The organism is Klebsiella terrigena (assembly GCF_012029655.1).
Classification (GTDB): domain Bacteria; phylum Pseudomonadota; class Gammaproteobacteria; order Enterobacterales; family Enterobacteriaceae; genus Klebsiella; species Klebsiella terrigena.
In genome coordinates this window covers 3,235,942-3,261,707 of the sequence record NZ_CP050508.1, presented here as the reverse complement: position 1 = coordinate 3,261,707, position 25,766 = coordinate 3,235,942, and the positions used below count along the sequence as shown (strand labels likewise).

Here is a 25,766-nt window from a genome sequence, read left to right as displayed (position 1 = left end):
TCGCAATGTCGCGCTGGCGACGTCGCGGCTTACCGCGCATTATTGGAAGATGATGGGGATCGTGCCGGAAAACGAAGCCCTGGGCTGAAGCCGGGGGAAGGACATGACCTGCGAAGCCGCAGGCCATGTTTATACGACGATTACTTCAGCGCGGCCAGCTCGTCGGCGGTGAGCGCTAACGTCTGCAGCGTGCCGGTTTCTGCGGAGAGAACGGCGGCCTCCAGCACGGCCATGACGGCGAGCGCCTGCAGCGGCTGCACCGGGTTTTCAATCTTGCCGGTGAGCGCATCGCGCACGTTGATGTAGTACTGACGCTGATCGCCCTGCGGCGCGCCCACTTCCTGAACCTGCGATTGCGCGTCAAAAATGCTCAGGCTATCGTCATCCTGGCCCCAGCCTGCGCTGCCGGGAATGACGCCCGCCAGCAGCTGGCTCTCCTGCTGGTCGGCTTTTTGTTTGACCGCGCTGCCCTGGTCACCGTGAACAGTAAAGCGCGCGCTGCCGCCGGCGACCAGCATGCTGCAGTGCAGAATGACCTTGTGCTGGGGGTAATTTAAGACCACGTGCGCCCAGTCATTGATCTCCGCGCCCTGGCGCAGAGTGGCGATGTTGCCCTGCACCGACTGCGGCAGGCCAAACAGCTGCAGGGCCTGATCGATCAGGTGCGGGCCTAAATCAAACCACAGGCCGCTTCCCGGCACGTTTTGCTCTCTCCAGCGCACGCGAACTTCCGGGCGGAAGCGGTCGAAATGCGACTCAAAGTGCTTCACGTTGCCGATAAGCCCCTGCTCAATAACCTGCTTGATCCCGAGGAAGTCGCTGTCCCAGCGGCGGTTGTGGAATACCGAGAGCAGCAGCTGCTTCTCCTGCGCCAGGGCGATAAGTTCGCGAGCTTCCTGCATATCGAGGGTAAAGGGTTTATCAACCACCACGTGCTTACCGGCGTTTAGCGCCAGTTTGGCGAGCGGGGCGTGGGTGGCGTTAGGGGAGGCGATCACCACGAGATCGATATCCGGATGCCGGATCGCCTCTTCGGGTGAGGCGATGACGGTAACATCGGGAATGTCGCGCTTAACTTTCTCCTCGTCGCGAGAAGAGACGACGGCCAGCTTCAGGCCGTCAATCGAGCGGATCAGCGGCGCATGGAATGTTTTGCCCACGAACCCATAACCGATCAGCGCAATATTAATGTTCTTACCGTCACCGGCGATAACTTTGTTCATTATTCTCTCCACGCTATTGAGCGTCAGCAATGTTGATGTGCGTTGAAATATCGTCCCCGGCTTCTTCCCAGGCCGTATCTAAAAATAGCTGATGAATTTCGGCTAATCCGGCGACCAGATAGGGCTCGCAGTGGTTCAGTTTCATATGGTCGGCAACCAGCCAGCACTCGGTGCTGGCCGCCAGCATGGCGCGCTTGATCTCGGCGTCGGCCTCCTGGCTGGCGCTTAAGCCCAGCTGCGCATGCAGCGCGCAGGCGCCGAGAATAGCGATATCAGCCCGATAGCGCGCGAGCAGCGCGAGGGTGGCGCTGCCGGCAAACAGACGCTGCTGCATATCCCACCTTCCGCCGAGCAGGATCAGCTGAATATCCGCCCGGTCGCTGAAGTGCTGGGCGATGTCTAAAGAGGGGGTGATGACGGTCATTGGCTCTTTGATGTGGCTGGCGACGGCCAGCACGGTGCTGCCGGCATCTAAAAAGATCGTCGAGCCGGCGGGAATTTTCTCCGCCACCATTTTACCCAGCCGCTGTTTGGTCTTCGGCAGCAGAGCGTTTCTGCCCTGGCGGTTCATCGCTGACAGGTCGAGGGCGATAGCGCCGCCGTGATTCTTTTGCGCCAGCCCCTGCTTTTGCAGATCGGTCAGGTCGCGGCGAACGGTGTCCGCGGAAACCTGCAGCCTGTCGACCAGCTCGCTGATGCTGACCTGGCCATTTTCGCTAATGATATCCAGGAGGTATTTTTGTCTGGCGGTTTTGTGCACGGTCTTCAATCCTGCAAATTGCTGCAATAAATCGCATAATACAGCATTTTACGGCAAAAGAAATCCCGCGCCAGCGCAAGCTCTTCACGCGCTATCGTATCCCGGCGCTGCCCGTGCGAACCGTCGGCGGCGGGGTAACCTGGCAGAATCGGGTCTACAAAGACCTCAGCGGGCCGGATGGCGAAACGCAGCGCCTGTATCAGGGCAGCTACCTGCTGGTGAGCCTGTTCACGCCAATATCAACAACCTCTTCGATCGTGAATATGACGCCTACCTCGATGATTCCGCGGTGTACGGGGAGCCGCGCAGCGTTTCGCTGAGCATGAACTACAGGTTCTGATTACCGCTCCCGCAGGCGCCTCGCAAGAGGGCCTGCGGGCGGGGAGGCTAGCGCATCACCCAGTGCTGGGGACCAACCTGTTCATAGGTGCGGGCGGGGGGCTGCCAGGCCTTATCGCGAAACGGCGTCGGCAGCTCGTCGTTACTGCCTTCGCGCAGCAGATGGCGGCGCGCGGGATCGGTCTTCGGAATTGCCGCGATCAGCTTTTGCGTATACGGGTGCTGAGGGTGGGTGAAAATCGCCTGACGCGGGCCAATCTCGACGATTTCGCCGAGATACATCACCGCCACCCGGTGGCTGATGCGCTCGATAACCGCCATGTCGTGCGAGATAAACAGAAAGGCGATCTGCATGGTGCGCTGCAGTTCGATGATTAAGTTGACCACCTGCGCCTTCACCGACACGTCCAGCGCCGACACCGACTCATCGGCAATAATCACCTTCGGGTTCATCGCCAGCGCCCGGGCGATGCAGATACGCTGACGCTGGCCGCCGGAGAACTCGTGCGGATAGCGGTTCAGCACCGACACGCTCATCCCAACCTTTTCAATCAGCTCCTGCGAGCGTGCGAGCGCCTGCTGGCGCGTGGCCAGCCCGTTTTCCAGCAGCGGCTCAATCAGCGTTTCCAGGATCTTTAGCCGCGGGTTGAGGCTGGCAAAGGGATCCTGAAAAATCATCTGCATATCCTGACGCAGGCGCTTTTGCTGCGCGCGGTCGGCCTGCAGGACGCTGTAGCCATTGAGCGTCACGTCGCCGGACTGCGCCTGAATCATGCGGATCAGGCTGCGCCCGGTGGTCGATTTTCCGCAGCCCGATTCGCCCACCAGCGAGAGCGTCTCTCCCGGCCACAAATCGAAGCTGACGTTCTCCACGGCGTGAATATGGCCGGCTAGCTGATTGAAAAAACCGCGCTTAACCGGGAAGCGGGTCACCAGATTCTTTACCGACAGCAGCGGCGGCTGCGAGCGGTCGGGTAGCGCGGTCTCGGGGGGATAGCGCTGGGTTTCGCCGGTTTGTAAATCCACCGACGGGAACCGGCACGGGGCGCTAACGGCCGTCATTTCACCGGCCGCCGGCACCGAGGCCAGCAGCGCGCGGGTGTAGGGCTGCCGGGGGGCGGAAAACAGCCCCGGCGTTGGCGCGCACTCCACCGCATCGCCGCGAAACATCACCAGCGTATGATCCGCGGTTTCCGCCACCACGCCCATGTCGTGAGTAATAAACAGCACCGCGGTATTATTTTCCGCCTGCAGCGTTTTAATCAGATCGAGAATCTGCCCCTGAATCGTCACGTCGAGGGCGGTGGTCGGTTCGTCGGCAATCAGCAGCTTAGGTCTGAGGGCCAGCGCCATCGCAATCATGGCGCGCTGGCGCATGCCGCCGGAAAACTGATGCGGGTACTCGTCATAGCGCTGCGCGGCGTGGGGAATACGGACCTTCTCCAGCAGGGCAATGGCCTGGCGCTTGGCCTCGCGTTTGGATAATCCCTGGTGATGAATAAAGACTTCAGCGATTTGATGCCCGATGGTAAAGGCGGGATTGAGGCTGGTCATCGGCTCCTGGAAAATCATCGCCACCTCGGCGCCGCGGATGCGGCGCATCTCCTCCTCCGGCAGCGCCAGCAGCGACCTGCCGCCAAGGCTCACGCTGCCCTCCGTGCGGCTATTGCGCGATGACAGCAGGCGCATAATCGCCATCGCGGTGACGCTTTTCCCCGAACCCGATTCGCCGACAATGGCCAGCGTTTCGCCCGGATTAAGGGTAAAGCTGATATTACGCACCACTTTCTGCCAGCTGTCGCCGCGGCGAAACGAGACCGACAGATTGTCTACACTCAGCACCGGAGAAGGCGTCGGGGTATTCATCAATCAGCACTCCCCGGCAAAAGGGGCTCTGGCGGAAACGAACGCCCGCGGCGTGAACTCAAGCGTGCCGGTGAACGGCCAGGTCGGGGTGAGCATCCGCCGGCGCGGCACGCGCTCGATATCCTGATCGACCACCCCTTCGGAAAGGGCCATCAGGTTGGGGTTGGCCAGCGGCGCCAGCTCCGGCGACAGGTAGCCCGATTTGACCACCAGAATCTGCACCCGGCGCGGATCTAAGCCGAGCGCGCTAAAATCAGCAAGATCGTGATAGGGGCGACGACGGTCGGCGACCACCACGGTGATGCCGTCGACCTGTAACACGGCCTGGTTAGCGCTACCGTGCGCGCCCGCGGGCAGAAGATGCTTCACGGTAAAGCGTGCGCTGACGCTTTCGCCAGCCGGGTCGAGCTGCGCGCCAACGGTTAGCTCAAGCTGTGCGCCAACGCCGGCGCGAAAGGCAGCCTGGGTCGCCGGGGCATCGGCAATGCCGGCGACCAGGGTATTGCCGGCATGCTGGCGCAGAAGCTCGGCCAGCACGTCGCCGCGATCGCCCACGCCGCCGCCGGTGGGGTTATCGCCGGAGTCCGCCAGAATAACCGGCGCCGTCGGGCTGGCGATGGCCTCCTTCACGCACTCCGCCACGCTGCCGGTGCGGCAGCCGAAGGCAAACGCCTCGCGCGCGTCCCAGTAGGACTGCGCCAGCTTCTCCGCCTGCTGTTTCAGCACCTTCAGGTCGGTGCCGGTAAAAATGGCGGCGGCGGTGGCGCGCGGTTCATCGGCCCAGACGTAGCCCACCATCAGCGAGCTATCGAGCACGCCGGGAAGGCGATCGCTTGCCGGCAGGGTGGCGTAGAGGCTTTTCGCCGGCTCATCTTCGGTACTGGTGCGCTCGCCGGGGAGCATCACCGGCACCGGCGCCCAGACCACCCCGGGCCGTACGCCGGTGGTGATGCTGTTGACCAGCATGGTGACGGAGCGGCGCATGGTCTCTTCAACGTCAATATGCGGCGCGGTACGGTAGGTTGAGTACATATCAATGGCGTCAATAATGCGCTGGGTCACGTTGCCGTGCAGATCGTAGCTAACGGCTATCGGGCAGGCGTCGCCGACGCAGGCTCGGGCGGCGGCGATCCAGTCGCCTTCGGCATCTTCCAACCCTTCAACGTACATCGCGCCGTGCATCGCCAGATAGAGGCCGTCAACGGGCAGCGCCGCCTGCAGGCGGGTCAGAAACTCGGCCTTAAAGCTCTCATAGGCGGCACGCGCGACCGGGCCGCCGGGGATGGCGCGGGCGTGCAGGGTGGGCAGAAAGGTCGCCGGATAGTCCTTGAGAAACTGAAAGTAGGGCGCCGCCAGCAGCGCGTCACCTTCGACCGTGCGAAATTCGTCCTCGTGAGTCAGTACGGGATTGAACGTGCTGCATTCAATGTGTATTCCGCCAACGGCAATGCGCATAGGGACCTCGTTAATATTCAGGAAATAAAACGTGAGTAAGGGCCACGCTTGCGGCAGCAAGCGCCCAGCTGTCCTGCTCGAGCGGCCGGTAGATGAGCGGCGTTTTCCCCGCCATGCCGGGGAGCAGATAGGTTTCGATGGCCTGCTGCATCACGGTATTGAGCAGTCCCTGAAAGCTATCGGGCTGATGCGCCAGCATGATCGCCGCCGGATCGTGGGTCTGAATCTGATGGGAGATAGCCATCCCGAGCGCGTCGCCGGCCTGGTGCAGGATATGGATCGCCCCGGAGTGTCCTTTGCGGGCCAGCGCCTCCAGCTCGGCGAGGCTGGTGGCCTCGATGCCCTCCATGCGCGCCTGTTCAAAAATGGCGGTCAGGGAGGCCACGGTGTCGAGGCAGCCGCGCTTCCCGCAGCGGCAGGGCTTACCCGCCGGCACGATTGTGCAGTGGGCGATTTCCCCGGCGCCGCCGTGGGCGCCGCGCCAGATGCGCCCGTAAATCACCGCCGCGCTGCCGATGCCGCTGCCGTGGGAGATAGCGACCGCGCTTTGATACTTGCGCAGATGGCCAAAGGTCTTTTCGTAGGTCGCCAGGGCGCGGGTATCGTTTTCGATAACCACCGGGATCCCGCCGGTGGCGCGGCTCAGCAGCTCTGCCAGCGGAACCTGATGCCAGCCCATCAGCGCGGACTGTACGCAAACCGACTGCGCGGCGTCAACGAAGGCGGAGAGCGCAAAGCCGATGCCGGCCAGGCGCTGGCGGTTAACGGCCGCGCTGCTGAGCAGGTCGGCAATTTCCGCCGCCAGCTGCTGGATAAGCGCCGGGATCTCGACCTCGGGAGTGAGATGGCGCTCGGCCATCTTTTCGCCGATGCCGTTCATCAGCACCACCACCAACTGATGGTCGATCAAGGAGATGCCGATCGCACAGGCGGCATCAGGGGAAAGTGACAGGGTAACCGAAGGCCGCCCCTGGCCGCTGGAGGCGGCCATCGCGCTCTCCTGCAGGACGCCTGCGGCCAGCAGCTCTTTGACCAGCGCGCCGATGGCCGGCTTGCTCATGCCGGTCAGGCGGGCGAGGTCGGCCCGGCTGGCCCCCTCTTCGCTGCAGACCAGATGAACCAGTTGTTGTTGGAGTTTGTTCAGCATAGTGCCCCGACCCTTCGCTTTTTTCTGAACATAATTGCGCCCTGCTGATTTAGCAATCAGTTTCTTCACAAAAATAACTAATTGATCGCATATAAGTTAAATTTATTACCTAATTAAGCGCTAATGGTGGCTAATGTCACATTTAAAGAATTTTGTTATGTGTAAAAACAAAACTTAATAGCAACATAATGACCACAACTGGCGAAATAACATACGGGCAGGGGTACGCGATGAAGGTATTGATGAGCAAATATCGACTTGCCGTTCTGGCAGGCGTTCTGGCGGTAGGCAATATCACGGCGCTGCAGGCGGCGACGCTGAATGTGATGCAAAATGAAGCGCCGCGCAGCATGGATCCCGGCGACCAGACGGCGACCTTCACCGACACGGTTCTCAAGCCGATGTATGAAGGGCTGGTCGATCTCTCCCCCGATTACAAAATCGCCCCCGCGCTGGCCACGGCCTGGCAGGTGAGCGAGGACGGCAAGGTCTGGACCTTCACGCTGCGCAAGAACGTCACCTTCCATGACGGTACGCCGTTTAACGCCGACGCGGTGGTGGCTAACATTCAGCGCCATATCGATCCAAAAGGCAGCCTGGCCGCCAGCTCGAGGATGCGCAACGTGATTGCGTCGGTGAAGAAAATTGACGACGGCAGCGTCGAAATTACGCTGAAAAAAGTCTACCCCTCGTTCCTCAATTTACTCACCGGCGGCGCGGCGAAAATGGTCAGTCCGGCGGCGGACAAAGCCGGCACCATTGGCCGCAAAGCGGACGGCACCGGCCCCTATATGCTGCAGGAATATAAAACCGGGGAGTATGTTTTAGAGAAAAAGAACCCGCATTACTGGGGAGAAAACGGCGGCCCGGAGCAAATCAAATGGACATGGAGCTCGGAGCCTTCGGTGATGAATATGGCGCTGCTCTCCGGCCAGGTTGACGTGATTAACCCGGTGCCGCCGCAGTTCGGTATGCAGCTGAAAAGCAATCCGCAGGTGAAGCTGGAGCAGGGCGAGGGCGCGTCGGTATTCTGGGTGGCGCTCAACGTTGAGCAGAAACCGCTCAACGACGTCCGCGTGCGCCAGGCGCTGAATCTGGCGACGGATAAAGACGCGCTGCTGAAGGCGGTGATGTTTGGCTACGCCTCCGCCGCTAACTCGCCGCTGGCGCCGGTGAATGAAGGCTACGATAAGTCGCTCAACGAATACGCTTACAGCATCGACAAAGCCAAAGCGCTGCTCAAGGATGCCGGCTATCCGCAGGGATTTGACATCAATATCGCCGTACAGGGGCCAGACGCCCGGACCGCGCAAATCCTGCAGGCGATGTGGGGCAAGGTGGGGGTTAAGCTGAATATTCAGCAGATGGAAAGCGGCGTCTGGAGCAAGGCTGCCTTTGCACCGGCGGCTGAAAAGCTGGCGAACCGCACCGATTCCGTGCTTGCCTCCTGGTCCTCCGGCCTCAACGGATCCGATTTACAGCTGCGTCCGCTGTACTACTCCCAGAGCGCCGCGCCGGTTGGCGCCAACCTCGGCTTCTATAAAAACCCGACCCTCGACGACCTGCTGGACAAAGCGGCGACCACCATGGATGACAAGGCGCGCATCGCCGATTACGTGCAGGCGCAGAAGGTCATCATGCAGGATGCGCCGCACGTGATGCTCTACTTCCAGGACGATCTCTACGCCACCCGCGCGGATATCAAAGGCGTGCGGATGGAGCCGGGCGGCGAAATTATCGTTATCAACGCCCAGAAGCCGTAAAGCAGGGGCCTGACTGGAGTCGTTATGAAAGTCTACGTCATCAAAAAACTGCTTTCCTTGCCGCTTATCCTGCTCGGCGCATCGCTGATCGTCTTTTTGGCGATCAGGATGCTCCCCGGCGATCCTGCGCGGCTGATGGCCGGCCCGCAGGCGACCCAGGACGACGTGAGCCGCATGCACTCCCGCCTCGGGCTTGACGATCCGCTGGCGCTGCAGTACGGGCACTTTGTGGTTGGGATGCTCAAAGGCGACTTCGGCATTTCGCTAAAATCGGGGCAGCCGGTCTCCGCCGAGCTGGGCGAGCGGGCGCCCTATACCCTCGGCCTCGCGCTGCTGGCGTGGCTGATGGCGGTGGTGCTCGGCATTCCGATGGGGATGTGCGCGGCGATTTATCGCAATCATGCCGCCGATCACGCCCTGATGCTGATCGCTATTGCCGGCGCCTCAATCGCCAACTTCTGGCTGGCCCTGATCGCGATGGACACCTTCTCGGTGAAGCTGGGCTGGCTGCCGCTCCTGGGGGCCGAGGGCTGGAAAAGCTATATTCTGCCCTCGGTGTGCCTCAGTATTTTCCCGATGGCGGTGATGTCGCGCATGACCCGCTCGAGCATGGTGGACGTGCTCGGTGAAGACTATATTCGCACCGCCAGGGCCAAAGGGCTGGCGCCGTTCTACGTCTACTTTAAGCATGCCTTGCGCAATGCCCTCATCCCCATCGTGACCATTATTGCGCTCAACTTTGGCAGCCTGATCGGTGGAGCGGTGGTGACGGAGTCGGTATTTAACTGGCCGGGCATCGGGCGCTACCTGGTGGATTCCGTGCGCTATCGCGATTATCCGGTTATTCAGGGCGTGACGATGATAACGGTCGCCAGCGTGGTGGTGATGAATCTGGTGGGCGAAATGATTATCGCCAGGATCAACCCGAAAATAAGGTTTGATTAATATGTCTGAAATCTCACTCGCCAAATCGCGCAATGGCCTGATGAACGGCCTGCGCTGGGGAATAGACCATCCGTCGATCGCCATTGGCGGTTTTATCGTGGCCTTAATTGTTCTCGGCGCGCTCTTTGCGCCGTGGCTGAGCCACTACGATCCCTATGACCAGGATCTCCTCAATATTCTCTCTGCGCCTTCGGCGGAACACTGGCTGGGCACCGACGACTACGGGCGCGATATTTTTTCTCGCATCATATACGGCGCGCGGATCTCCCTTATCGAGGTGGTGGTCAGCGTGGCGCTGTCGCTGGCGATGGGGCTGCCGCTGGGCATTATGGCGGCGCTGTGCGGCAAAAGCGTCGACCACATCATTATGTGGATTATGGATGTAATTTTCGCCTTTCCCGGGATCGTCCTGGCTATTTTGCTGGTGAGCGTACTGGGGGCGGGGCTGATAAACATGCTGCTGGCGATCGCCATTTTCTCGGTGCCGGTATACGCCCGCCTGAGCCGCAACCTGACGCTGGGCATTAAAAATATGGAGTATATGGAAGCGGCGCGCGCGCTGGGGATCGGCTACCGGCGGCAGATTATTCACTATATTCTGCGCAACACGCTGGGGCCGATTACCGTGCAGGCCACCCTGACCGGCGGTTCGGTGATTCTGGCCGCCGCCTCGCTGTCGTTTTTGGGCATGGGGGTGCAGCCGCCGATGCCGGAATGGGGCACGATGATGAGCGACGGGCGCAACTTCCTTGGGATCAGCCTTGGGATCTCGCTGTGGCCAGGGCTGGCTATCGTCCTTTCGGTTCTCGGGTTTAATATTCTCGGCGACGGCCTGCGCGACCTGCTGGACACTCGCCTGTGAACGCGCCGGTGCTCTGTCTCGATATTGGCGGGTCGTTTATCAAAAGCGCCATCTCCGAAACCGCGGGCGCTATCGACGATATCCGCCAGCGCCCTGTTCCCACCGGCAACTGGGGCGATTTTTCCGCAGCGATTGGCGATATCATTGCCGGCTACGGCGACAGGCTAGCGGCAGAGAGCCCGCTGGCGCTCTCCTGCGCCGGGGTGGTGGATGTCGCCACCGATCGCATTCTCTCCAGCAACGTGCCGCCTTTTCAGGGCGTCAGCGTGACCCGGACCCTTAGCGCGGAGCTGCGGCGTCCGGCGGTGATGGCCAATGACGCCGACTGCTTTACCCTCGCGGAAGCGAGCGGCGGCGCGGCGCAGGGGTTCCCGGTGGTGCTGGGGATTATTCTCGGCAGCGGCATCGGCGGCGGCATCGCGATTCATGGCAATATTCTTTACGGTAATCAGGGGATCAGCGCCGAGTGGGGCCATGCGCCAATCGTGCAGACCGCGCTAAAGGTCGGCGAGCACAGCCTGAGCCTGCCGCGCCTGCGCTGCGGCTGCGGGCAGACTGGGTGCCTCGACACCTTAGGCGGGGCGAGAGGCATTGAGCGGCTGCATCATATTCTGAGCGGCCAGGCGCTGAGCAGCCGGGAGATTGTTGCCCAGGGTTTGGCGGGCCGCGAACCCCAGGCCCTGACTCTCGCCGCGTGGCTGGAGGTGGTGAGCGAGCCGCTGGCCCATGCGGTCAATATTCTCGGGCCGCACCGAATAGTGGCCGGCGGGGGCATGGCGAGCGAGGCGGCGCTGATTAGCCGCCTTGACGAGGCCCTGCGGCGTAAGATTTTGCTGAAAACAGCGCGGCCGCTGATCGTTGCGGGCCGCCACGCGAGCGACGGCGGCCTTATCGGCGCCAGCATTCTCGGGCAGCGGCTTTTATCAGCGAATTCAGCACCCTGCTTGTTTTAGCCCTTGCTTAACGGAGGCGTCAGGCTAGACTACGAAAATTAAGCCTGAGTTGACGGAGGTCTGGTGGAGGCGATTAAAGGTGCGGAACTGAATGTACCGGATGCCGTTTTTGCATGGCAGTTTGACGGACAGGGCGGCGTAAAACCGCTGACGGATAGCGACACTATCGATAAAGAGCATCCCTGCTGGCTGCATCTCAACTACACCCACGCCGATAGCGCACAGTGGCTGGCGGAAACGCCGCTGCTGCCGAACAGCGTGCGGGATGCGCTGGCGGGCGAAAGCACCCGGCCACGGGTGACGCGGGTCGGCGACGGTACGCTGATTACGCTGCGCTGCATTAACGGCAGTACCGACGAACGGCCGGATCAGCTGGTGGCGATGCGCTTATATATGGACGAGCGTTTGATCGTTTCTACTCGCCAGCGGCGGGTGCTGGCGCTGGACGACGTGCTCGGCGACCTGCGCGAAGGTACCGGCCCGGTGGACTGCGGCAGCTGGCTGGTGGATATCTGCGATGCGCTGACCGATCATGCCAGCGAATTTATCGAACAGCTGCACGACCGGATAATCGACCTTGAGGATAATCTGCTGGATCAGCAGGTCCCTCCGCGCGGCTTCCTGGCCCTGCTGCGCAAGCAGCTGATAGTGATGCGCCGCTATATGGCCCCGCAGCGCGATGCCTACTCCCGGCTGGCCAGCGAACGTCTGCCGTGGATGAATGACGACCAGCGTCGGCGCATGCAGGATATCTCCGATCGCCTCGGCCGCGGCCTGGATGAGATCGATAGCTGCATTGCCCGCACGGCGATAATGAGCGATGAGATCGCGCAAATTATGCAGGAGGCGATGTCGCGCAGAACCTATACCATGTCGCTGATGGCAATGGTCTTTCTGCCCAGTACCTTTCTGACCGGCCTGTTTGGCGTCAACCTCGGCGGGATCCCCGGTAATGAGTGGCATCTGGGCTTCTCCATCTTTTGCGTGATGTTAGTTGTTCTGATTGGCGGTGTTGCGTGGTGGTTACATCGCAGTAAATGGCTGTAAATAATCGCCTTTTATCAGCGTCCGATTGCGAAAAACCGGCAATGTTTGAGCGAAATCAATAAACCATCTACCCATTCGGGGCAATATCTCTCTCGCAGGTGAATGCAACGTCAAGCGATGGGCGTTGCGCTCCATATTGTCTTACTTCCTTTTTTGAATTACTGCATAGCACAATTGATTCGTACGATGCCGACTTTATTGAGTCGGCTTTTTTTTTGCTCTCCTGCGGCCAGCTTCTACGCTTAATGGGTGGTACACCCGCTCATAACCGGGAGAGTCAAAATGCGATACCAGCCTTTACATTCAATACCTATTTCACCTGAACCCAACGACCCGACGCCGGTGCCGGACCCGCGGCCTCGTCCGCATCCTTTACCCGATCCGCCGCCGGACGACGAACCGATTAAATTGTCGCATCAGAGGCGCAATTCTGCGAGGATACGCGCCTGCCAATTGCGCGCCCTTTAACACGAGAAAAAATTGTGACCGCTTTTTCAACACTGAACGTTTTGCCCGCCGCCCAGCTCGATAACCTGAACGAGCTGGGATACCTTGCGATGACCCCGGTCCAGGCGGCGGCTTTGCCGGCGATTCTGGCCGGTAAAGATGTGCGCGTGCAGGCAAAAACCGGCAGTGGAAAAACGGCCGCATTCGGCCTCGGCCTGCTCCAGCAGGTTGACGCCACGCTGTACAAGACGCAGTCTCTGGTCCTGTGCCCGACGCGCGAGCTGGCGGATCAGGTCGCCGGCGAGCTGCGTCGCCTGGCGCGCTTTCTGCCGAATATTAAAATTCTCACCCTCTGCGGGGGCCAACCCTTTGGCGCCCAGCGTGATTCACTCCAGCACGCGCCGCATATTATCGTCGCCACGCCGGGACGCCTGCTCGATCACCTGCAGAAGGGCACCGTCTCACTGGACGCGCTGCAGACGCTGGTGATGGACGAAGCGGATCGAATGCTCGATATGGGTTTCAGCGACGCCATTGATGAAGCGATTCGCTTTGCGCCCGCCGAGCGGCAGACGCTGCTGTTCTCCGCGACCTGGCCGGAGGCCATTGCGGCGATTAGCGGACGCGTGCAGAACGACCCGCAAACCATCGAGATCGATTCTGTTGACGCGCTGCCGGCAATTGAACAGCAGTTCTTCGAAACCTCGCAGAAAGGCAAAATCGCGCTGCTGCAAAAGCTGCTCAGCCAGCACAAGCCGGCCTCCTGCGTGGTGTTCTGTAATACCAAAAAGGATTGCCAGGCCGTTTGCGATTCGCTCAACGCTGCCGGGCAGAGCGCGCTGTCGCTGCATGGCGATCTCGAGCAGCGCGATCGCGACCAAACCCTGATCCGCTTTGCGAACGGCAGCTCGCGCGTGCTGGTCGCAACCGACGTGGCGGCCCGCGGTCTCGATATTAAATCCCTGGAGCTGGTGATTAACTACGAGCTGGCCTGGGACCCGGAAGTTCACGTTCACCGCATCGGCCGTACCGCACGCGCCGGCGCAAGCGGGCTGGCGATCAGCCTTTGCGCGCCGGAAGAGGCCCAGCGCGCCAATATTCTGGCGGAAATGCTGCAGCTGAAGCTGAACTGGATGAACGCGCCGACCGGCGGCACGATCGTACCACTGGAAGCCGAAATGACGACCCTGTGCATTGACGGCGGTAAGAAGGCCAAAATGCGCGCAGGGGACGTACTGGGTGCGCTGACCGGAGATTTGGGATTCGATGGCGCCGATATCGGCAAGATCAACGTTCATCCGGCGCACGTCTACGTGGCGCTGCGCCAGGGCGTGGCCAACAAAGCGTTTAAGCTGCTGCAGAACGGCAAGATTAAGGGCAAGAACTGCCGGGTTCGTTTGCTGAAATAGAGTAGGCAAGAGCGTCTCAGCCACCGCGCTGAGACGCCTGTTGGCGGGTTACTTCACTTCCACCACGTTCAGCCGCAGCTCGTCCAGCTGGGCATCATCCTCTTCCGGCTGCCAGCCAGCAGGCTGAAGCGGGATCTCTTCGCGATCGAACGCGAGGTCGCCGCCGTCAACCACGTCAGAACCGTGGGTAATTCCTTTAAAGTCAAACAGGCTGACGTCGCTAAGGTGCGACGGCACGACGTTCTGCATGGCGCTGAACATGGTCTCGATGCGCCCCGGATAGCGTTTATCCCAGTCGCGCAGCATGTCGCCGATCACCTGACGCTGCAGGTTAGGCTGAGAGCCGCAGAGGTTGCATGGGATAATTGGGAAACCCTTCGCCTGCGAGAAGCGCTCGATATCCTTTTCACGGCAGTAGGCCAGCGGGCGGATAACGATATGCTTACCGTCGTCGCTCATCAGCTTCGGTGGCATGCCTTTCATCTTGCCGCCGTAGAACATATTGAGGAACAGCGTCTGCAGGATGTCGTCGCGGTGGTGGCCGAGGGCGATTTTAGTCGCGCCGAGTTCGGTGGCCGTACGATAGAGGATCCCGCGACGCAGGCGCGAACAGAGCGAACAGGTGGTTTTGCCCTCAGGAATCTTCTCTTTGACGATCCCGTAGGTGTTCTCTTCGACAATCTTATACTCGACGCCGAGCTGCTGCAGGTACTCAGGCAGAATGTGCTCAGGGAAGCCGGGCTGCTTCTGGTCGAGGTTTACCGCGATCAGAGAGAAAGAGATGGGGGCGCTTTTTTGTAAGCTGCGCAGGATTTCCAGCATGGTGTAGCTGTCCTTCCCGCCGGAAAGGCAAACCATAATCCGGTCGCCGTCTTCAATCATATTGAAATCGGCAATGGCTTCGCCGACGTTGCGGCGCAGGCGCTTCTGCAACTTGTCGATGTTGTACTTCTCTTTCTTTGTAACTTGCTGAATATCAAGCATTATTAACGTTCTCTGAAACAAAAAGGGGCAGATAAGGGGCAAGGTTAAATCACAGTTCAAGCCTGGCGTTGAGCATCGTTACCCGATCGCCATTCATTTCTTCAATTCATGTACTGTAGACTTCGTAAACCATTTTCGCGTTTTCATGCCCCATCTGGTTAGCAATAAAAGATGGGTTAGCACCGGCTGATAGCAACCAACAGGCAAAAGTATGTCGCGTATGGTACGGATTCCGACGCCGAATGCCAGCGCGTTTTACTGCGGCTTCCCATCTACGACCAATACTGCGGTGAGAGTAGCAGGGCTTCTGCTGCTCATTCCGCTTTCCAGGGATTAAAACAACGCGCAGATCCTGGGGATCGCTGGCGCCATACTCCCTGTAGTGAAAGCCTTGTCGGTAACGTTCAATCTGCCGGGCTTCAGTGCCAGCCCAAGCCTTCAGGACCTGTCTAACCATCCGCTCTTCATTAAAAACGATCTGCGCCATTTAAATCTTACTGACGGCTTCCGGGTTACACGCTGCCCCTGATGCCCGCGCGCGATCGTCATCTGGCCTGCCTTTAGCAACAGACACGGACCAACCAGCTTATGCGCTACCGAGTATCGGTGACGTGCATATTGAACGTGGCAGGTCGGCGCCACTTTCACGGTACGGTATTAGTTGCATCCATAAGAAATCGATTTCATCGTAGAAATTATCTTGCTATGCAGTGCGCTTGTTTTTATATGATGTTGATATTTATGCATATAATATAATCATTGTGATCCGCATCACGATTATGTATTTTTATTTGTGAAACCGATTTCCTTTGGTGGAATATCGATTTATATTATTTCAAATAGTAGGGAAGAAGGTGCGTGTAAAAGGGTCAGGATGATGTCCTGCTGTTCTGGCGGAGTGTTTACACGTATGCAGGTTAAAAAAACTTGATATCGTTGTAGCGGTGTCATCCCTCAGGAAAGGTATTTGCTGGCGAGACGATTTTTCGATTTATCAGCACCAGGCTGAATTTTACGAAAGTTTTCGTGAAGCATGAATGCTGTCGTTTAATATTAGTTCAGGGCCGGTAACCCTATCTATTTCAGTGGGCACCGGCGCCAACTAAGGCAAACAGTACTCTTTATCTCGACTGGAGCACGGCTTTAATTTGCTTAATATACGCGAAAGAACGATGCCACAGGCTGAAAAAGATTTTTAAGATAAAACTACCAGGGCAGGCCCTCAGGGAGTTGCAAGGCCTTTTGCGGTTTTAATTCCAGTCATTGTTATTATGCTGACTTTGCATCTGCTAAATGAACTGTAGCCATCGGGTTGCGATGCGCTGCAAAATTTTTGTGCGACATCGCAGGATATATCGCGACTGGTATAGCTGCTGCAATCCCATTAACTCAGTGCAAATAAAGGTGCGCTGTGAAATTCGCGCAAGCTGGCGTTACCCAATAAAGCAAAGCATGTGGCAGTGTCAAAATGGCTGGGATAATAGCCCGCTAAAGTGCTTCTGGCGAATAGCCGTTCCGGCCTGGTAAAAGTATGTGTACAGATTTCCCGCGGGGAATACACCGACAAAATGCCACTGCTGGTAATGGATTAATCCCGGAAACTATCCGTTAAGAATGAATGTTTATTAATTTTTTTTATTTGTTTTTTCATCCAAAAGCACCAGGACCAATTTGTGAGCAAGTGGCGGTATTGAGAGCGATATATTCAGCTCGTCATGACGCAACAACAATGAACACAGCATTTACAGGAACCTGGACCATAACAATCATACCAGAGTGGATTATCCTATGAAGCGTAACGTATTAGCTAATTCTGTAAGACTTGCCATTCTCTCCACGCCGGTCATTATCACCGGGCTTATTACCTCCGTTCAGGCAGCCGGTCCCTGTAATTCAGCCGACGCGATGACCTATGTCTGCTCCGGGAGTGAAACGAATGGTATAGACCTGAGCGGGTCATCGCTGAATGTCTCCACAACGCCCGGATTTGGTGTCGATACTACGGATGTGCACGCTCTCGAGCTTACCAACAGTGGGGGGGACCTGATATTTAAGGATGAGAATCAGTCGAAGATTGTCGGCGGGGAGACCGGGATTACTGCCATTAATGATAATAGCGCCACGAACATGATGGTTAGCACCAGTGGTCATGTCAACGGTGGGTCCTACGCGGTTTCTGCCCAAAATAATGGCTCCGGGGCGACCGTCATCACAACAACAGGCACTATCAACAGCGGAAACGTCGGGCTTAATGTCGTCAATGGCAGCAACACTACGGGATTAACGATTACCACCAATAACGAGTTCGGCGTCGGGAAGGATGCGATTAATGCCGCGAACAATGGCTCCGGGGCGACCGTCATTACAACAACAGGCACTATTAACAGCGGAAACGTGGGGATTAATGTCGTTAATGGCAGTAACACCACGGGATTAACGATTGCCGCTGATTCCACGTTCGGCGTTGGGGCGGACGGGATTAATGCCACCAACAATGGCACCGGGGTGACCGCCATTACCACATTAGGCAATATCAGCAGCGGCAGGCACGGGATTTATGCCAATAACGATACCACCGCTACGGACATGACGATTAAAGCCAGCGGTAATATCGGTGTGGGAGGGGACGGGATTAATACCACGAATAATGGCACCGGGATGACCGACATCACCGCATCAGGCGCAGTCTCCGGGGCGCATGGGATTTATGCCGTTAATGGCAGTAACGCCACGGATATGACGATTAACGTCAGCGGTGATATCGCAAGCTGGGGGAACGGAATTTATGCTGAGAACAATGGCGACGGGCCGACCTCCATCACCAACACCGGCAAGATTGAAGCTCCCTCCTATGGCAACGCCATTATTACCCAGGGTAGAACCAGCACCATCACCAATGCCGGCCGCATTATCGGTAAAGTTCAGCTCGGAAACGAAGGAAATACCGTCACCAATGCCATCGAAGGTACGTGGGACATGTCAGGCGACACGAGCGACTTCGGTACAGGTGCTAACGCCCTTATTAACGCGGGTATCCTGATGACTGCCAGCGGCTCTTCCAGTGACGGCGTGCAGACCACCACGCTTAACCAGGTCGGTACGCTCACTAACTCCGGTAGTCTGACCATGGCGAACGAACGCGCCGGCGATACCACCGTTATTAACGGCAACTACGTTGGCAATGGCGGCACGCTGACGTTTGATACCGTACTGGGTGACGACAGTTCGGTAACGGATAAGCTGATCGTTAACGGCAATACCTCCGGTACCTCTTCTGTCCTGTTTAACAATATCGGCGGCAGCGGAGCGCAGACCCTGAATGGTATCGAGATTATTTCGGTCAATGGTCAATCCGACGGCGTCTTTATCCAGGATGGTCGTATTGCAGCAGGGGCCTACGATTACTCACTGGTGCGCGGCAAGGGCAGTAACGCCAGCAACTGGTACCTGAATAGCTGGCAAGATCAGGGTAATACTACTCAGGTGCTGCGTCCGGAATCCGGTGCCTATGCTGCCAATTTAGCGGCAGCTAACAACCTGTTCACCACGCGTGTTCACGACCTTATCGGGGAAACGCAGTACACCGACGCCCTGACTGGCGAGAAGAAAGTGACCAGCATGTGGCTGCGCAATGAAGGAGGCCATAACCGTTCACGGGACAGCAGTGGTCAACTGAAAACGCAGGCTAACCGCTACGTTCTGCAGATCGGAGGGGAGATTGCCCAGTGGAGCTCGAACGGTGATGACCTCTACCATCTCGGGGTTATGGCAGGCTATGCGAACAGCAAAAGTAACACGATATCGAATGCCAATGGCTACCGTGCAGATGGCTCGATCAATGGCTACAGCACTGGCGTGTACGGTACCTGGTATGCCAACAAAACGGACAAGACCGGGGCGTATGTAGGCACCTGGGCACAGTACAGCTGGTTTAAAAACCGGGTGACTGGTGAAGGGATGAGCAGTGAAGCCTATGACTCGCAGGGTTTCACCGCGTCAGTGGAAAGCGGTTATACCTTCCGTTTGGGGCAGGCTGAAGACGGCCTACAGTCGTACTTCATCCAGCCTAAAGCCGCGCTGACCTGGATGGGTGTGAAGGCCGATAAACACACAGAGCTAAACGGTACGGAAGTTGTCGGAGAAGGGGATGGTAATGTCCAGACCAGTCTGGGTGCGAAAACTTACATCAGCACCACAAAAATCGATGATGGTAAGGAGAGTACCTTCCAACCGTTCGCGGAAGTGAACTGGCTGCATAACACCCATGATTTTGCCAGTCGTATGGATGGTGTCGTGGTGAAACAGAATGGCGCAAAGAATATTGCTGAGTTGAAAATGGGAGTAGAAGGTCAGCTCAATAAGCAGTTTGGTCTTTGGGGTAATGTCGCTCAGCAGCTTGGCGACAAGGGGTACAGCGACACATCCGCGACGCTAGGGGGAAAGTACAGTTTCTGATAGTACAGAGGCTGGATAGCAGAAAGGACCCTGTACAGGCTCTGTCGCATAAGCGCGAGCCTGTCACTCATTCTGTATCACTTATGGCGCCTGACATCGGAGTATCAGTCTGTGGCGTGTAGGGTACGGATTCACCAGCACAGTTAAGAGCGTTTCATCGGCGAAGGATTAAGATAAAAAGCCCGCACCGGCGGCGGGCTTGCGAGGTTAGCGAACAACCAGTACGGAGCACTCAGCGTGACGCACGACGGCCGCGGCGTTAGAGCCAAGCAGGTAGGTCGTGATATCCGGGCGGTGCGAGGCGATGATGACGAGATCTGCCGGCAGCGACTTCGCCAGCCCCAGAATGTTGTCCTTCGGCGAACCTTCGGCAATATGGAAATGCACCCGGTCTTCAGGGATGGCAAACTGCTTCACCACCTCTTTCAGCCGCTTTTCGGAATCCGCCTTGAACTCATCCATCGGCGGCATCTCTGCGGTATAGGCCATGCCCAGCGAGGCATAATAGGGAAGAGAGGGGATCACGGTCAGAAAGTGGACTTCGGCATCATCAATCCGTGCTTCGGCTTCAACGTGGCTGATAACGCGTTGAGTTAATTCTGTATCAGAAATATCTATGGGTACAAGAATTATTCTGGTCATAAAACCTCCTGTTTAATTAACCTTTAAAAGTGTACGACATTCAGGGGCAATATGTACAATGACCAGGGTCACACTTTGGCTTCAGACCGCGGCACGTTCGGTAAATTTACCTTTGATAACCCCGTCATAAAAACGACCTTTTGAAACGACCTGCAGAAAGTTGTGAAACACCCGCGGTGGAACGTCGCAGTACTGTAGCGTTTTATTGTCACGAAAGCGTATTTCAAGGATGCCGGAGGCTTCGTCGTAGGCGACGGAGCTAATTCGTGATGATTTTACGGGATGATGATGCATTGCTGGCGTCCTTTACGAGCGGTCTTTTAAGCAATATATCATCCACTGGACGACTATTTTAACGCAACAGGTATATTGTTTTGATTTGATTAAAATGTCGGCAGAAAGAGGGGCATAGGCCCGCTGTCGCCAGCGGGCCACGGCATCAGAACTGGTAAACCAGGCCTAGCGCCACAACGTCATCGGTGCCGATGCCGTTGTTTGCATAGAAGCTATCGTCTTCGTCCAGCAGGTTGATTTTGTAATCAACGTAGGTGGACATATTGCGGTTAAAGTAATAGGTCGCGCCGATATCGGCATATTTCACCAGATCCTTGTCGCCGTCGGTGTTGTTCAGGTCTTTCCCTTTCGACATCAGGAAAGAGACCGCCGGGCGCAGGCCAAAGTCGAACTGGTACTGAGCGGTGACTTCAAAGTTCTGCGTCTTGTTGGCGATCGTGCCGCTCTGGTTGCCGTAAGGGGTCATGTTGCGGGTTTCAGAGTACATGGTGGCCAGGTAGATATTGTTGGCGTCATATTTCAGGCCGGTGGTCCAGGCGTCGGCCTTGTCGCCGCCGGCGGTCGAGCGGTGAGTTTGCTCGTTGGTACGGTCGGAGCTGGAGTACGCCGCGCCGAAGCTGACGCCCATGCCCAGATCGTAGGTCGAAGAGATACCGAAGCCGTCGCCGTTGGCGTTTTTAACCGAGCGGTCGCCGCCGTTGCCGGTGCCTTGCTGCTCGTTTGACACCTGGTTTTCGTTCGCGCCCTGATACTGCAGCGCGAAGTTCAGGCCGTTCACCAGACCGAAGAAGTCGCTATTGCGATAGGTTGCCACGCCGTTAGCGCGGTTGGTCATAAAGTTGTCGGCCTTCGACCAGGTGTCGCCGCCGAACTCCGGCAGCATGTCGGTCCAGCCTTCAATGTCGTACAGTACGCCGTAGTTGCGGCCATAGTCGAACGAACCGTAGTCGCCGAATTTCAGACCGGCGAATGCCAGACGGGTCCAGGCGTTATTGGTATCGGATTCGCTATTATTGGCCTGAACGTTATATTCCCACTGGCCGTAGCCGGTCAGCAGATCGTTAATCTGAGTTTCGCCTTTAAAACCGAGGCGGATATAGCTCATATCGCCATCAGAGTTAGTATCATCGGAGAAATAATGTAAACCATCTACTTTACCGTAGAGGTCTAACTTATTGCCGTCTTTGTTATAAATTTCGGCGGAGTGAGCAGCGCCAGCAGCTAATAATGCCGGAATAACGAGGGCCAGTACTTTTCTTTTCATTTAGATATTCCTTTAATGTTTTTGTTTTGACTTCCTGCGAGGAAGTAAACTCATGCTAAATGAAGGCTGTTAAATCCGGGTAAGTATCAATTGTTACGATATAAGTAAAATCTAAAATAAATAATACCGTTGTTACGGCGATAGCTTTGGTGAATATATAAAGAAAACACATATAAAATAAAAATTATACGGCGGAAAATTAATGGGATATTATTCGCGCGTTATATGCCTTTGTTTATTGTCAGCCGCATTTTTGCTGCCGCAGCTCGCTGTCCTCTTACGGGCTATTTAAACGGTAAAATGACAAGCCCGAATATCTATTCGGGCTTTTTTTATGGCAACGCTCAGGCGCGGTACAAATTAGCTTTCGACGGCGGGCTTCTCCGCTTTACCGGCCATCTGCGCAAGGAACTCATAGCGTTTTTGCAGATCGGCTGCGGCATCCTTCCACAGCTGCTCCGCCACCTCCGGCTGCTGGGCGTTGAGGCGACGGAAGCGCTGCTCGTTGAGCAACGTGTCCGCCAGCGCGTCCGACGGCGGGCGAGAGTCCAGCGCCAGCGGGAGCTTACCTTCATCCGCCCGGCGCGGGTCGAAGCGGTAGAGCGGCCAGAACCCGGTGGCGGTCAGCTGACGCATCTGATCGTGGCTCAGCGCCAGATCGTAGCCGTGCTCTTCGCACGGGCTGTAGGCGATAATCAGCGACGGTCCCGGATAGGCCTCCGCTTCCTGAATCGCTTTCACCGTCTGATTTAGCTGGGCGCCCAGCGAAATCTGCGCCACGTAGACGTGACCGTACATCATCATGCTGACGCCGAGGTCTTTGCGCGATTTACGCTTGCCGTGCTCGCCAAATTTAGTGACCGCCCCGAGCGGTGTAGCCTTCGAGGCCTGGCCGCCGGTGTTGGAGTAGCACTGGGTGTCGAGCACCAGGATATTGACGTTTTCGGTCAGGCTCAGCACGTGGTCGAGGCCGCCGAAGCCGATATCGTAGGCCCAGCCGTCGCCGCCGATCAGCCAGATGGATTTTTCCACCAGCGCGTCGGCGTCGGTCAGCAGCTCCTGGGCTCCCTCAACGCCGACCAGCGCGCGGCGCAGCTCCGCCACCTGCTCGCGGCGGACGTCCGGGGTGGCCTCGGCGTGCAGAGCATCGTTGAGCTCCGCCGGTATCGCGTCGGCAAACTGCCCCAGCAGGCGCATCACGCGCTGACGATGCTGGTCCACGGAGAGGCGGAAGCCGAGGCCAAACTCGGCGTTATCTTCAAACAGCGAGTTGGCCCACGCCGGGCCGCGCCCGTTGGCGTCGGTGGTATACGGCGTTGACGGCAGGTTACCGCCGTAAATTGACGAGCAGCCGGTGGCGTTGGCGATCAGCATCCGGTCGCCGTAGAGCTGGGTCAGCAGCTTGATGTACGGCGTTTCGCCGCAGCCGGAGCAGGCGCCGGAGTACTCAAACAGCGGGCTTATCAGCTGAGAGGTACGAATATCAATGCGCTCCAGCGCGCTGCGGTCGATCTCCGGCAGGCTGAGGAAGAAGTCGTAGTTGACCTTCTCCTCCTCAACGTGCTCAAGGCGCGACATCATATTGATGGCCTTGATCTCCGGGTTCTGCCGGTCTTTGGCCGGGCAAACCTCCACGCACAGATTACAGCCGGTGCAATCTTCCGGCGCCACCTGCAGCACGTATTTTTGGCCGCGCATATCGCGGGATTTTACGTCCAGCGAATGCAGGCTGGCCGGGGCCGCTTCCATCGCTTCAGGAGAGATAACCTTGGCGCGGATCGCCGAGTGCGGGCAGGCCGCGACGCAGTGGTTACACTGGGTGCACAGCGCCTCTTTCCAGATAGGGATCTCTTCGGCGATATTGCGTTTTTCCCAGCGGGTGGTGCCCATCGGCCAGGTGCCGTCCGGCGGCAGAGCGGAGACCGGCAGCGCATCGCCGAGGCCGGCCAGCATGGCGGCGGTGACGGTTTTGACAAAGTCTGGCGCGGCATCGGAGACCACCGGCGGGCGGTTAGGGCTGGCGGCGTTGACCGGCTGCAGCGGCACTTCGGCCAGCGACTCGCGGGCCAGCGCCAGCGCCTGCCAGTTACGTTCAACCAGCTCCTTGCCTTTGCTGCTGTAGCTTTTGGCAATCGCGCCCTGGAGTTCGGCCAGCGCGCTGTCGCCCGGAAGAATTTGCGTCAGATGGAAGAACGCCATCTGCATCACGGTATTGATACGCGCGCCGAGGCTGCATTCGCGGGCAATTTTGGCGGCGTTGACGATATAAAAGCGCGCCTGCCTCTGGTTGAGCATCGCCTGCACTTCCTGCGGCAGACGCGACCACGCCTCATCGGCGGCATACGGCGTATTCAGCAGGAAAATCCCGCCGGGCTTCAGGCGCTCCACCATCTGATATTTGTCGATAAACTGCAGCTGATGGCAGCCGACGAAATCGGCCTGCGAGATAAGATAGGAAGAGCGAATCGGCTTCTCGCTGACGCGCAGGTGCGAAACGGTGAGTCCGCCGGCCTTTTTCGAATCGTAGACGAAGTAGCCCTGCGAGAACCACGGCGTCGAGTTGCCGATGATTTTGATGTTGTTCTTGGTCGCCGACACGCTGCCGTCGCTGCCCAGGCCGTAGAACAGCGCCTCCAGCTTCGCCTCCGACGGCAGGGTGTTTTCCCCCAGCGGCAGAGAGAGGTTGGTGACGTCGTCATAGATACCGACGGTAAAGCGGGGCTTCGGTTTCGCCGCGTTCAGCTCGTTAAACACCGCCAGCACGCACTCCGGGCCGAACTCTTTTGACGACAGGCCGTAGCGGCCGCCGATGGTGCGCGGCAGCGTTTCTCGTTCACCGCGGTTAAACGCCTCCGCCAGCGCGGTCATGATGTCGAGGTACAGCGGCTCCGCGTGGGCGCCGGGCTCTTTGGTGCGGTCCAGCACGGCGACGGCGCGCGCGCTTTCCGGCAGCGCTTCCAGCAGGTGAGCGGCGGAGAAGGGGCGATAGAGCCGCACTTTCAACACGCCGACCTTCTCGCCGCGGCTGAGCAGCTCATCCACCACCTCTTCGCAGGTGCCGATGGCGGAACCCATCACCACAATCACCCGTTCGGCCTGCGGATGGCCATAGAATTCGAACGGTTTATAGCGACGGCCGGTGGCGGCGGCGAAATCGTCCATCGCCGTTTCAACATGCTCGTAGACCGCGTCGTACCACGGGTTAGTGGCTTCACGGGACTGGAAATAGGTGTCCGGGTTAGCGGAGGTTCCGCGGATTGTCGGATGTTCGGGATTGAGCGCGCGCAGGCGATGCGCGTCGATCTCAGCCTGCGGCAGCAGGCTGCGGAGGGTGTCATCCGCCAGCGGCGCGATTTTGTTGATTTCGTGCGAGGTGCGGAAGCCGTCAAAGAAATGGATAAACGGCACCCGGCTTTTGAGGGTCGCAATGTGCGAAATCAGGGCGAAATCCTGCGCCTCCTGGACGTTGCTGGCGCAGAGCATCGCGCAGCCGGTCTGGCGCACGGCCATCACATCGGAGTGATCGCCGAAAATAGAGAGCGCGTGGGTGGCGACGGTACGTGCGGCGACGTGCAGGACAAACGGCATCAGCTGACCGGCCAGTTTGTACAGCGTCGGGATCATCAGCAGCAGGCCCTGCGAGGAGGTGAAGGAGGTCGAAAGGGCCCCGGTTTGCAACGCCCCGTGCACGGCGCCGATAGCCCCGGCTTCCGACTGCATTTCGACCACCCGAGGCACGTCGCCCCAGATATTTTTTAGCCCGTTACCCGCCCAGGCATCCGCCTGCTCGGCCATCGTTGAGCTGGGGGTAATGGGGTAGATGGCGATAACTTCACTGGTGCGAAACGCGACAGAAGCGGCCGCGCCATTACCGTCGATAGTAATCATAAAAAGAGACCCTAACATTGCGC

At 58.1% G+C, this 25,766-nt stretch carries 19 protein-coding genes and 2 pseudogenes; 9 read left to right on the top strand and 12 right to left on the bottom strand.

What is annotated here, in order from left to right; genetic code table 11:
* Positions 1 to 140 precede the first annotated feature (140 nt).
* Positions 141 to 1,223, bottom strand: coding sequence for an oxidoreductase (locus tag HCK03_RS15300; protein WP_123551346.1), 1,083 nt, complete (start codon positions 1,221 to 1,223; stop codon positions 141 to 143).
* Between the two features lie 13 nt (positions 1,224 to 1,236).
* On the bottom strand, positions 1,237 to 1,983 hold the full coding sequence (locus tag HCK03_RS15295) for a DeoR/GlpR family DNA-binding transcription regulator (protein WP_123551347.1): 747 nt from the start codon (positions 1,981 to 1,983) through the stop codon (positions 1,237 to 1,239).
* Positions 1,984 to 2,060: 77 nt separating this feature from the next.
* Here HCK03_RS15295 and HCK03_RS15290 point away from each other — a divergent pair.
* A pseudogene (locus HCK03_RS15290) lies at positions 2,061 to 2,323 on the top strand (ferric-rhodotorulic acid/ferric-coprogen receptor FhuE); the annotation flags it as partial.
* Positions 2,324 to 2,370: 47 nt separating this feature from the next.
* Here HCK03_RS15290 and HCK03_RS15285 read toward each other — a convergent pair.
* The 3 genes from HCK03_RS15285 to HCK03_RS15275 are packed head-to-tail and all read right to left on the bottom strand — an operon-like array spanning position 2,371 to position 6,790.
* Positions 2,371 to 4,188 carry an ABC transporter ATP-binding protein gene (locus tag HCK03_RS15285; protein ID WP_167691849.1) on the bottom strand — a complete coding sequence of 606 codons (1,818 nt, stop codon included), beginning with the start codon at positions 4,186 to 4,188 and terminating at the stop codon, positions 2,371 to 2,373.
* Between the two features lie 3 nt (positions 4,189 to 4,191).
* Positions 4,192 to 5,643 (bottom strand): M81 family metallopeptidase, encoded by a 1,452-nt coding sequence (locus HCK03_RS15280; protein WP_167691848.1) that lies wholly within the window; start codon positions 5,641 to 5,643, stop codon positions 4,192 to 4,194.
* Positions 5,644 to 5,653: 10 nt separating this feature from the next.
* Complete coding sequence (locus HCK03_RS15275) at positions 5,654 to 6,790, bottom strand: ROK family transcriptional regulator (RefSeq protein ID WP_115192938.1); 1,137 nt, start codon at positions 6,788 to 6,790, stop codon at positions 5,654 to 5,656.
* A 230-nt stretch (positions 6,791 to 7,020) separates the two neighbouring features.
* Here HCK03_RS15275 and HCK03_RS15270 point away from each other — a divergent pair, with 230 nt between their 5' ends.
* The 7 genes from HCK03_RS15270 (at position 7,021) to dbpA (ending at position 14,216) form a co-directional block, all read left to right on the top strand.
* The gene (locus HCK03_RS15270) at positions 7,021 to 8,553 is read left to right on the top strand and encodes an ABC transporter substrate-binding protein (protein WP_041145238.1); all 1,533 of its coding nucleotides are present in this window, start codon (positions 7,021 to 7,023) and stop codon (positions 8,551 to 8,553) included.
* 24 nt (positions 8,554 to 8,577) lie between these two features.
* Complete coding sequence (locus HCK03_RS15265; RefSeq protein WP_167691847.1) at positions 8,578 to 9,498, top strand: ABC transporter permease; 921 nt, start codon at positions 8,578 to 8,580, stop codon at positions 9,496 to 9,498.
* Between the two features lies 1 nt (position 9,499).
* Positions 9,500 to 10,360 (top strand): ABC transporter permease, encoded by an 861-nt coding sequence (locus HCK03_RS15260; protein ID WP_041145240.1) that lies wholly within the window; start codon positions 9,500 to 9,502, stop codon positions 10,358 to 10,360.
* Positions 10,357 to 11,313, top strand: coding sequence for an ROK family protein (locus HCK03_RS15255; RefSeq protein WP_167691846.1), 957 nt, complete (start codon positions 10,357 to 10,359; stop codon positions 11,311 to 11,313). The genes HCK03_RS15260 and HCK03_RS15255 overlap by 4 nt, the downstream gene beginning before the upstream one ends.
* A gap of 63 nt (positions 11,314 to 11,376) precedes the next feature.
* A complete protein-coding gene (gene zntB, locus HCK03_RS15250; protein WP_041145242.1) occupies positions 11,377 to 12,360 on the top strand; it encodes a zinc transporter ZntB in 984 nt (327 codons plus the stop codon).
* Positions 12,361 to 12,642: 282 nt separating this feature from the next.
* Positions 12,643 to 12,828, top strand: a complete 186-nt coding sequence (ynaL, locus tag HCK03_RS26650) for a proline-rich small protein YnaL (RefSeq protein WP_115192936.1) — start codon at positions 12,643 to 12,645, stop codon at positions 12,826 to 12,828.
* A gap of 14 nt (positions 12,829 to 12,842) precedes the next feature.
* Positions 12,843 to 14,216 (top strand): ATP-dependent RNA helicase DbpA, encoded by a 1,374-nt coding sequence (gene dbpA / locus HCK03_RS15245; protein WP_041145243.1) that lies wholly within the window; start codon positions 12,843 to 12,845, stop codon positions 14,214 to 14,216.
* A gap of 48 nt (positions 14,217 to 14,264) precedes the next feature.
* Here the strand turns inward: dbpA and ttcA are convergent, their stop codons facing one another.
* The 3 genes and pseudogenes from ttcA to HCK03_RS26645 form a co-directional block, all read right to left on the bottom strand.
* Positions 14,265 to 15,200: a tRNA 2-thiocytidine(32) synthetase TtcA gene (gene ttcA, locus HCK03_RS15240; RefSeq protein WP_041145244.1), complete on the bottom strand. Its 936-nt coding sequence runs from the start codon at positions 15,198 to 15,200 to the stop codon at positions 14,265 to 14,267.
* 106 nt (positions 15,201 to 15,306) lie between these two features.
* A pseudogene (locus HCK03_RS15235) lies at positions 15,307 to 15,588 on the bottom strand (tyrosine-type recombinase/integrase); the annotation flags it as partial.
* A gap of 50 nt (positions 15,589 to 15,638) precedes the next feature.
* Positions 15,639 to 15,842, bottom strand: a complete 204-nt coding sequence (locus HCK03_RS26645) for a hypothetical protein (protein WP_407692388.1) — start codon at positions 15,840 to 15,842, stop codon at positions 15,639 to 15,641.
* A gap of 1,146 nt (positions 15,843 to 16,988) precedes the next feature.
* Between HCK03_RS26645 and HCK03_RS15230 the strand changes: the two genes are divergently transcribed.
* Positions 16,989 to 19,655, top strand: a complete 2,667-nt coding sequence (locus HCK03_RS15230) for an autotransporter outer membrane beta-barrel domain-containing protein (protein WP_167691845.1) — start codon at positions 16,989 to 16,991, stop codon at positions 19,653 to 19,655.
* A gap of 207 nt (positions 19,656 to 19,862) precedes the next feature.
* Here the strand turns inward: HCK03_RS15230 and uspF are convergent, their stop codons facing one another.
* From uspF to nifJ, 4 genes are all read right to left on the bottom strand, one after another.
* On the bottom strand, positions 19,863 to 20,297 hold the full coding sequence (gene uspF / locus HCK03_RS15225; RefSeq protein WP_041145245.1) for a universal stress protein UspF: 435 nt from the start codon (positions 20,295 to 20,297) through the stop codon (positions 19,863 to 19,865).
* Positions 20,298 to 20,378: 81 nt separating this feature from the next.
* Positions 20,379 to 20,591, bottom strand: coding sequence for a KTSC domain-containing protein (locus HCK03_RS15220; protein WP_041145246.1), 213 nt, complete (start codon positions 20,589 to 20,591; stop codon positions 20,379 to 20,381).
* Between the two features lie 145 nt (positions 20,592 to 20,736).
* Positions 20,737 to 21,855: a porin OmpC gene (ompC, locus tag HCK03_RS15215; RefSeq protein ID WP_041145247.1), complete on the bottom strand. Its 1,119-nt coding sequence runs from the start codon at positions 21,853 to 21,855 to the stop codon at positions 20,737 to 20,739.
* Between the two features lie 360 nt (positions 21,856 to 22,215).
* The gene (gene nifJ, locus HCK03_RS15210) at positions 22,216 to 25,743 is read right to left on the bottom strand and encodes a pyruvate:ferredoxin (flavodoxin) oxidoreductase (protein ID WP_167691844.1); all 3,528 of its coding nucleotides are present in this window, start codon (positions 25,741 to 25,743) and stop codon (positions 22,216 to 22,218) included.
* Between the last annotated feature and the right edge of the window lie 23 nt (positions 25,744 to 25,766).

What these genes read in the sequence shown, in the direction of transcription:
- HCK03_RS15270 (WP_041145238.1), top strand. Translation starts at nt 7,021, where the DNA reads ATGAAGGTATTGATGAGCAAATATCGACTTGCCGTTCTGGCAGGCGTT.
- HCK03_RS15280 (WP_167691848.1), bottom strand. Translation starts at nt 5,643, where the DNA reads ATGCGCATTGCCGTTGGCGGAATACACATTGAATGCAGCACGTTCAAT.
- HCK03_RS15230 (WP_167691845.1), top strand. Translation starts at nt 16,989, where the DNA reads ATGAAGCGTAACGTATTAGCTAATTCTGTAAGACTTGCCATTCTCTCC.
- uspF (WP_041145245.1), bottom strand. Translation starts at nt 20,297, where the DNA reads ATGACCAGAATAATTCTTGTACCCATAGATATTTCTGATACAGAATTA.
- HCK03_RS15220 (WP_041145246.1), bottom strand. Translation starts at nt 20,591, where the DNA reads ATGCATCATCATCCCGTAAAATCATCACGAATTAGCTCCGTCGCCTAC.
- nifJ (WP_167691844.1), bottom strand. Translation starts at nt 25,743, where the DNA reads ATGATTACTATCGACGGTAATGGCGCGGCCGCTTCTGTCGCGTTTCGC.
- HCK03_RS15285 (WP_167691849.1), bottom strand. Translation starts at nt 4,188, where the DNA reads ATGAATACCCCGACGCCTTCTCCGGTGCTGAGTGTAGACAATCTGTCG.
- HCK03_RS15275 (WP_115192938.1), bottom strand. Translation starts at nt 6,790, where the DNA reads ATGCTGAACAAACTCCAACAACAACTGGTTCATCTGGTCTGCAGCGAA.
- ompC (WP_041145247.1), bottom strand. Translation starts at nt 21,855, where the DNA reads ATGAAAAGAAAAGTACTGGCCCTCGTTATTCCGGCATTATTAGCTGCT.
- HCK03_RS15265 (WP_167691847.1), top strand. Translation starts at nt 8,578, where the DNA reads ATGAAAGTCTACGTCATCAAAAAACTGCTTTCCTTGCCGCTTATCCTG.
- ynaL (WP_115192936.1), top strand. Translation starts at nt 12,643, where the DNA reads ATGCGATACCAGCCTTTACATTCAATACCTATTTCACCTGAACCCAAC.
- HCK03_RS15300 (WP_123551346.1), bottom strand. Translation starts at nt 1,223, where the DNA reads ATGAACAAAGTTATCGCCGGTGACGGTAAGAACATTAATATTGCGCTG.
- ttcA (WP_041145244.1), bottom strand. Translation starts at nt 15,200, where the DNA reads ATGCTTGATATTCAGCAAGTTACAAAGAAAGAGAAGTACAACATCGAC.
- HCK03_RS15260 (WP_041145240.1), top strand. Translation starts at nt 9,500, where the DNA reads ATGTCTGAAATCTCACTCGCCAAATCGCGCAATGGCCTGATGAACGGC.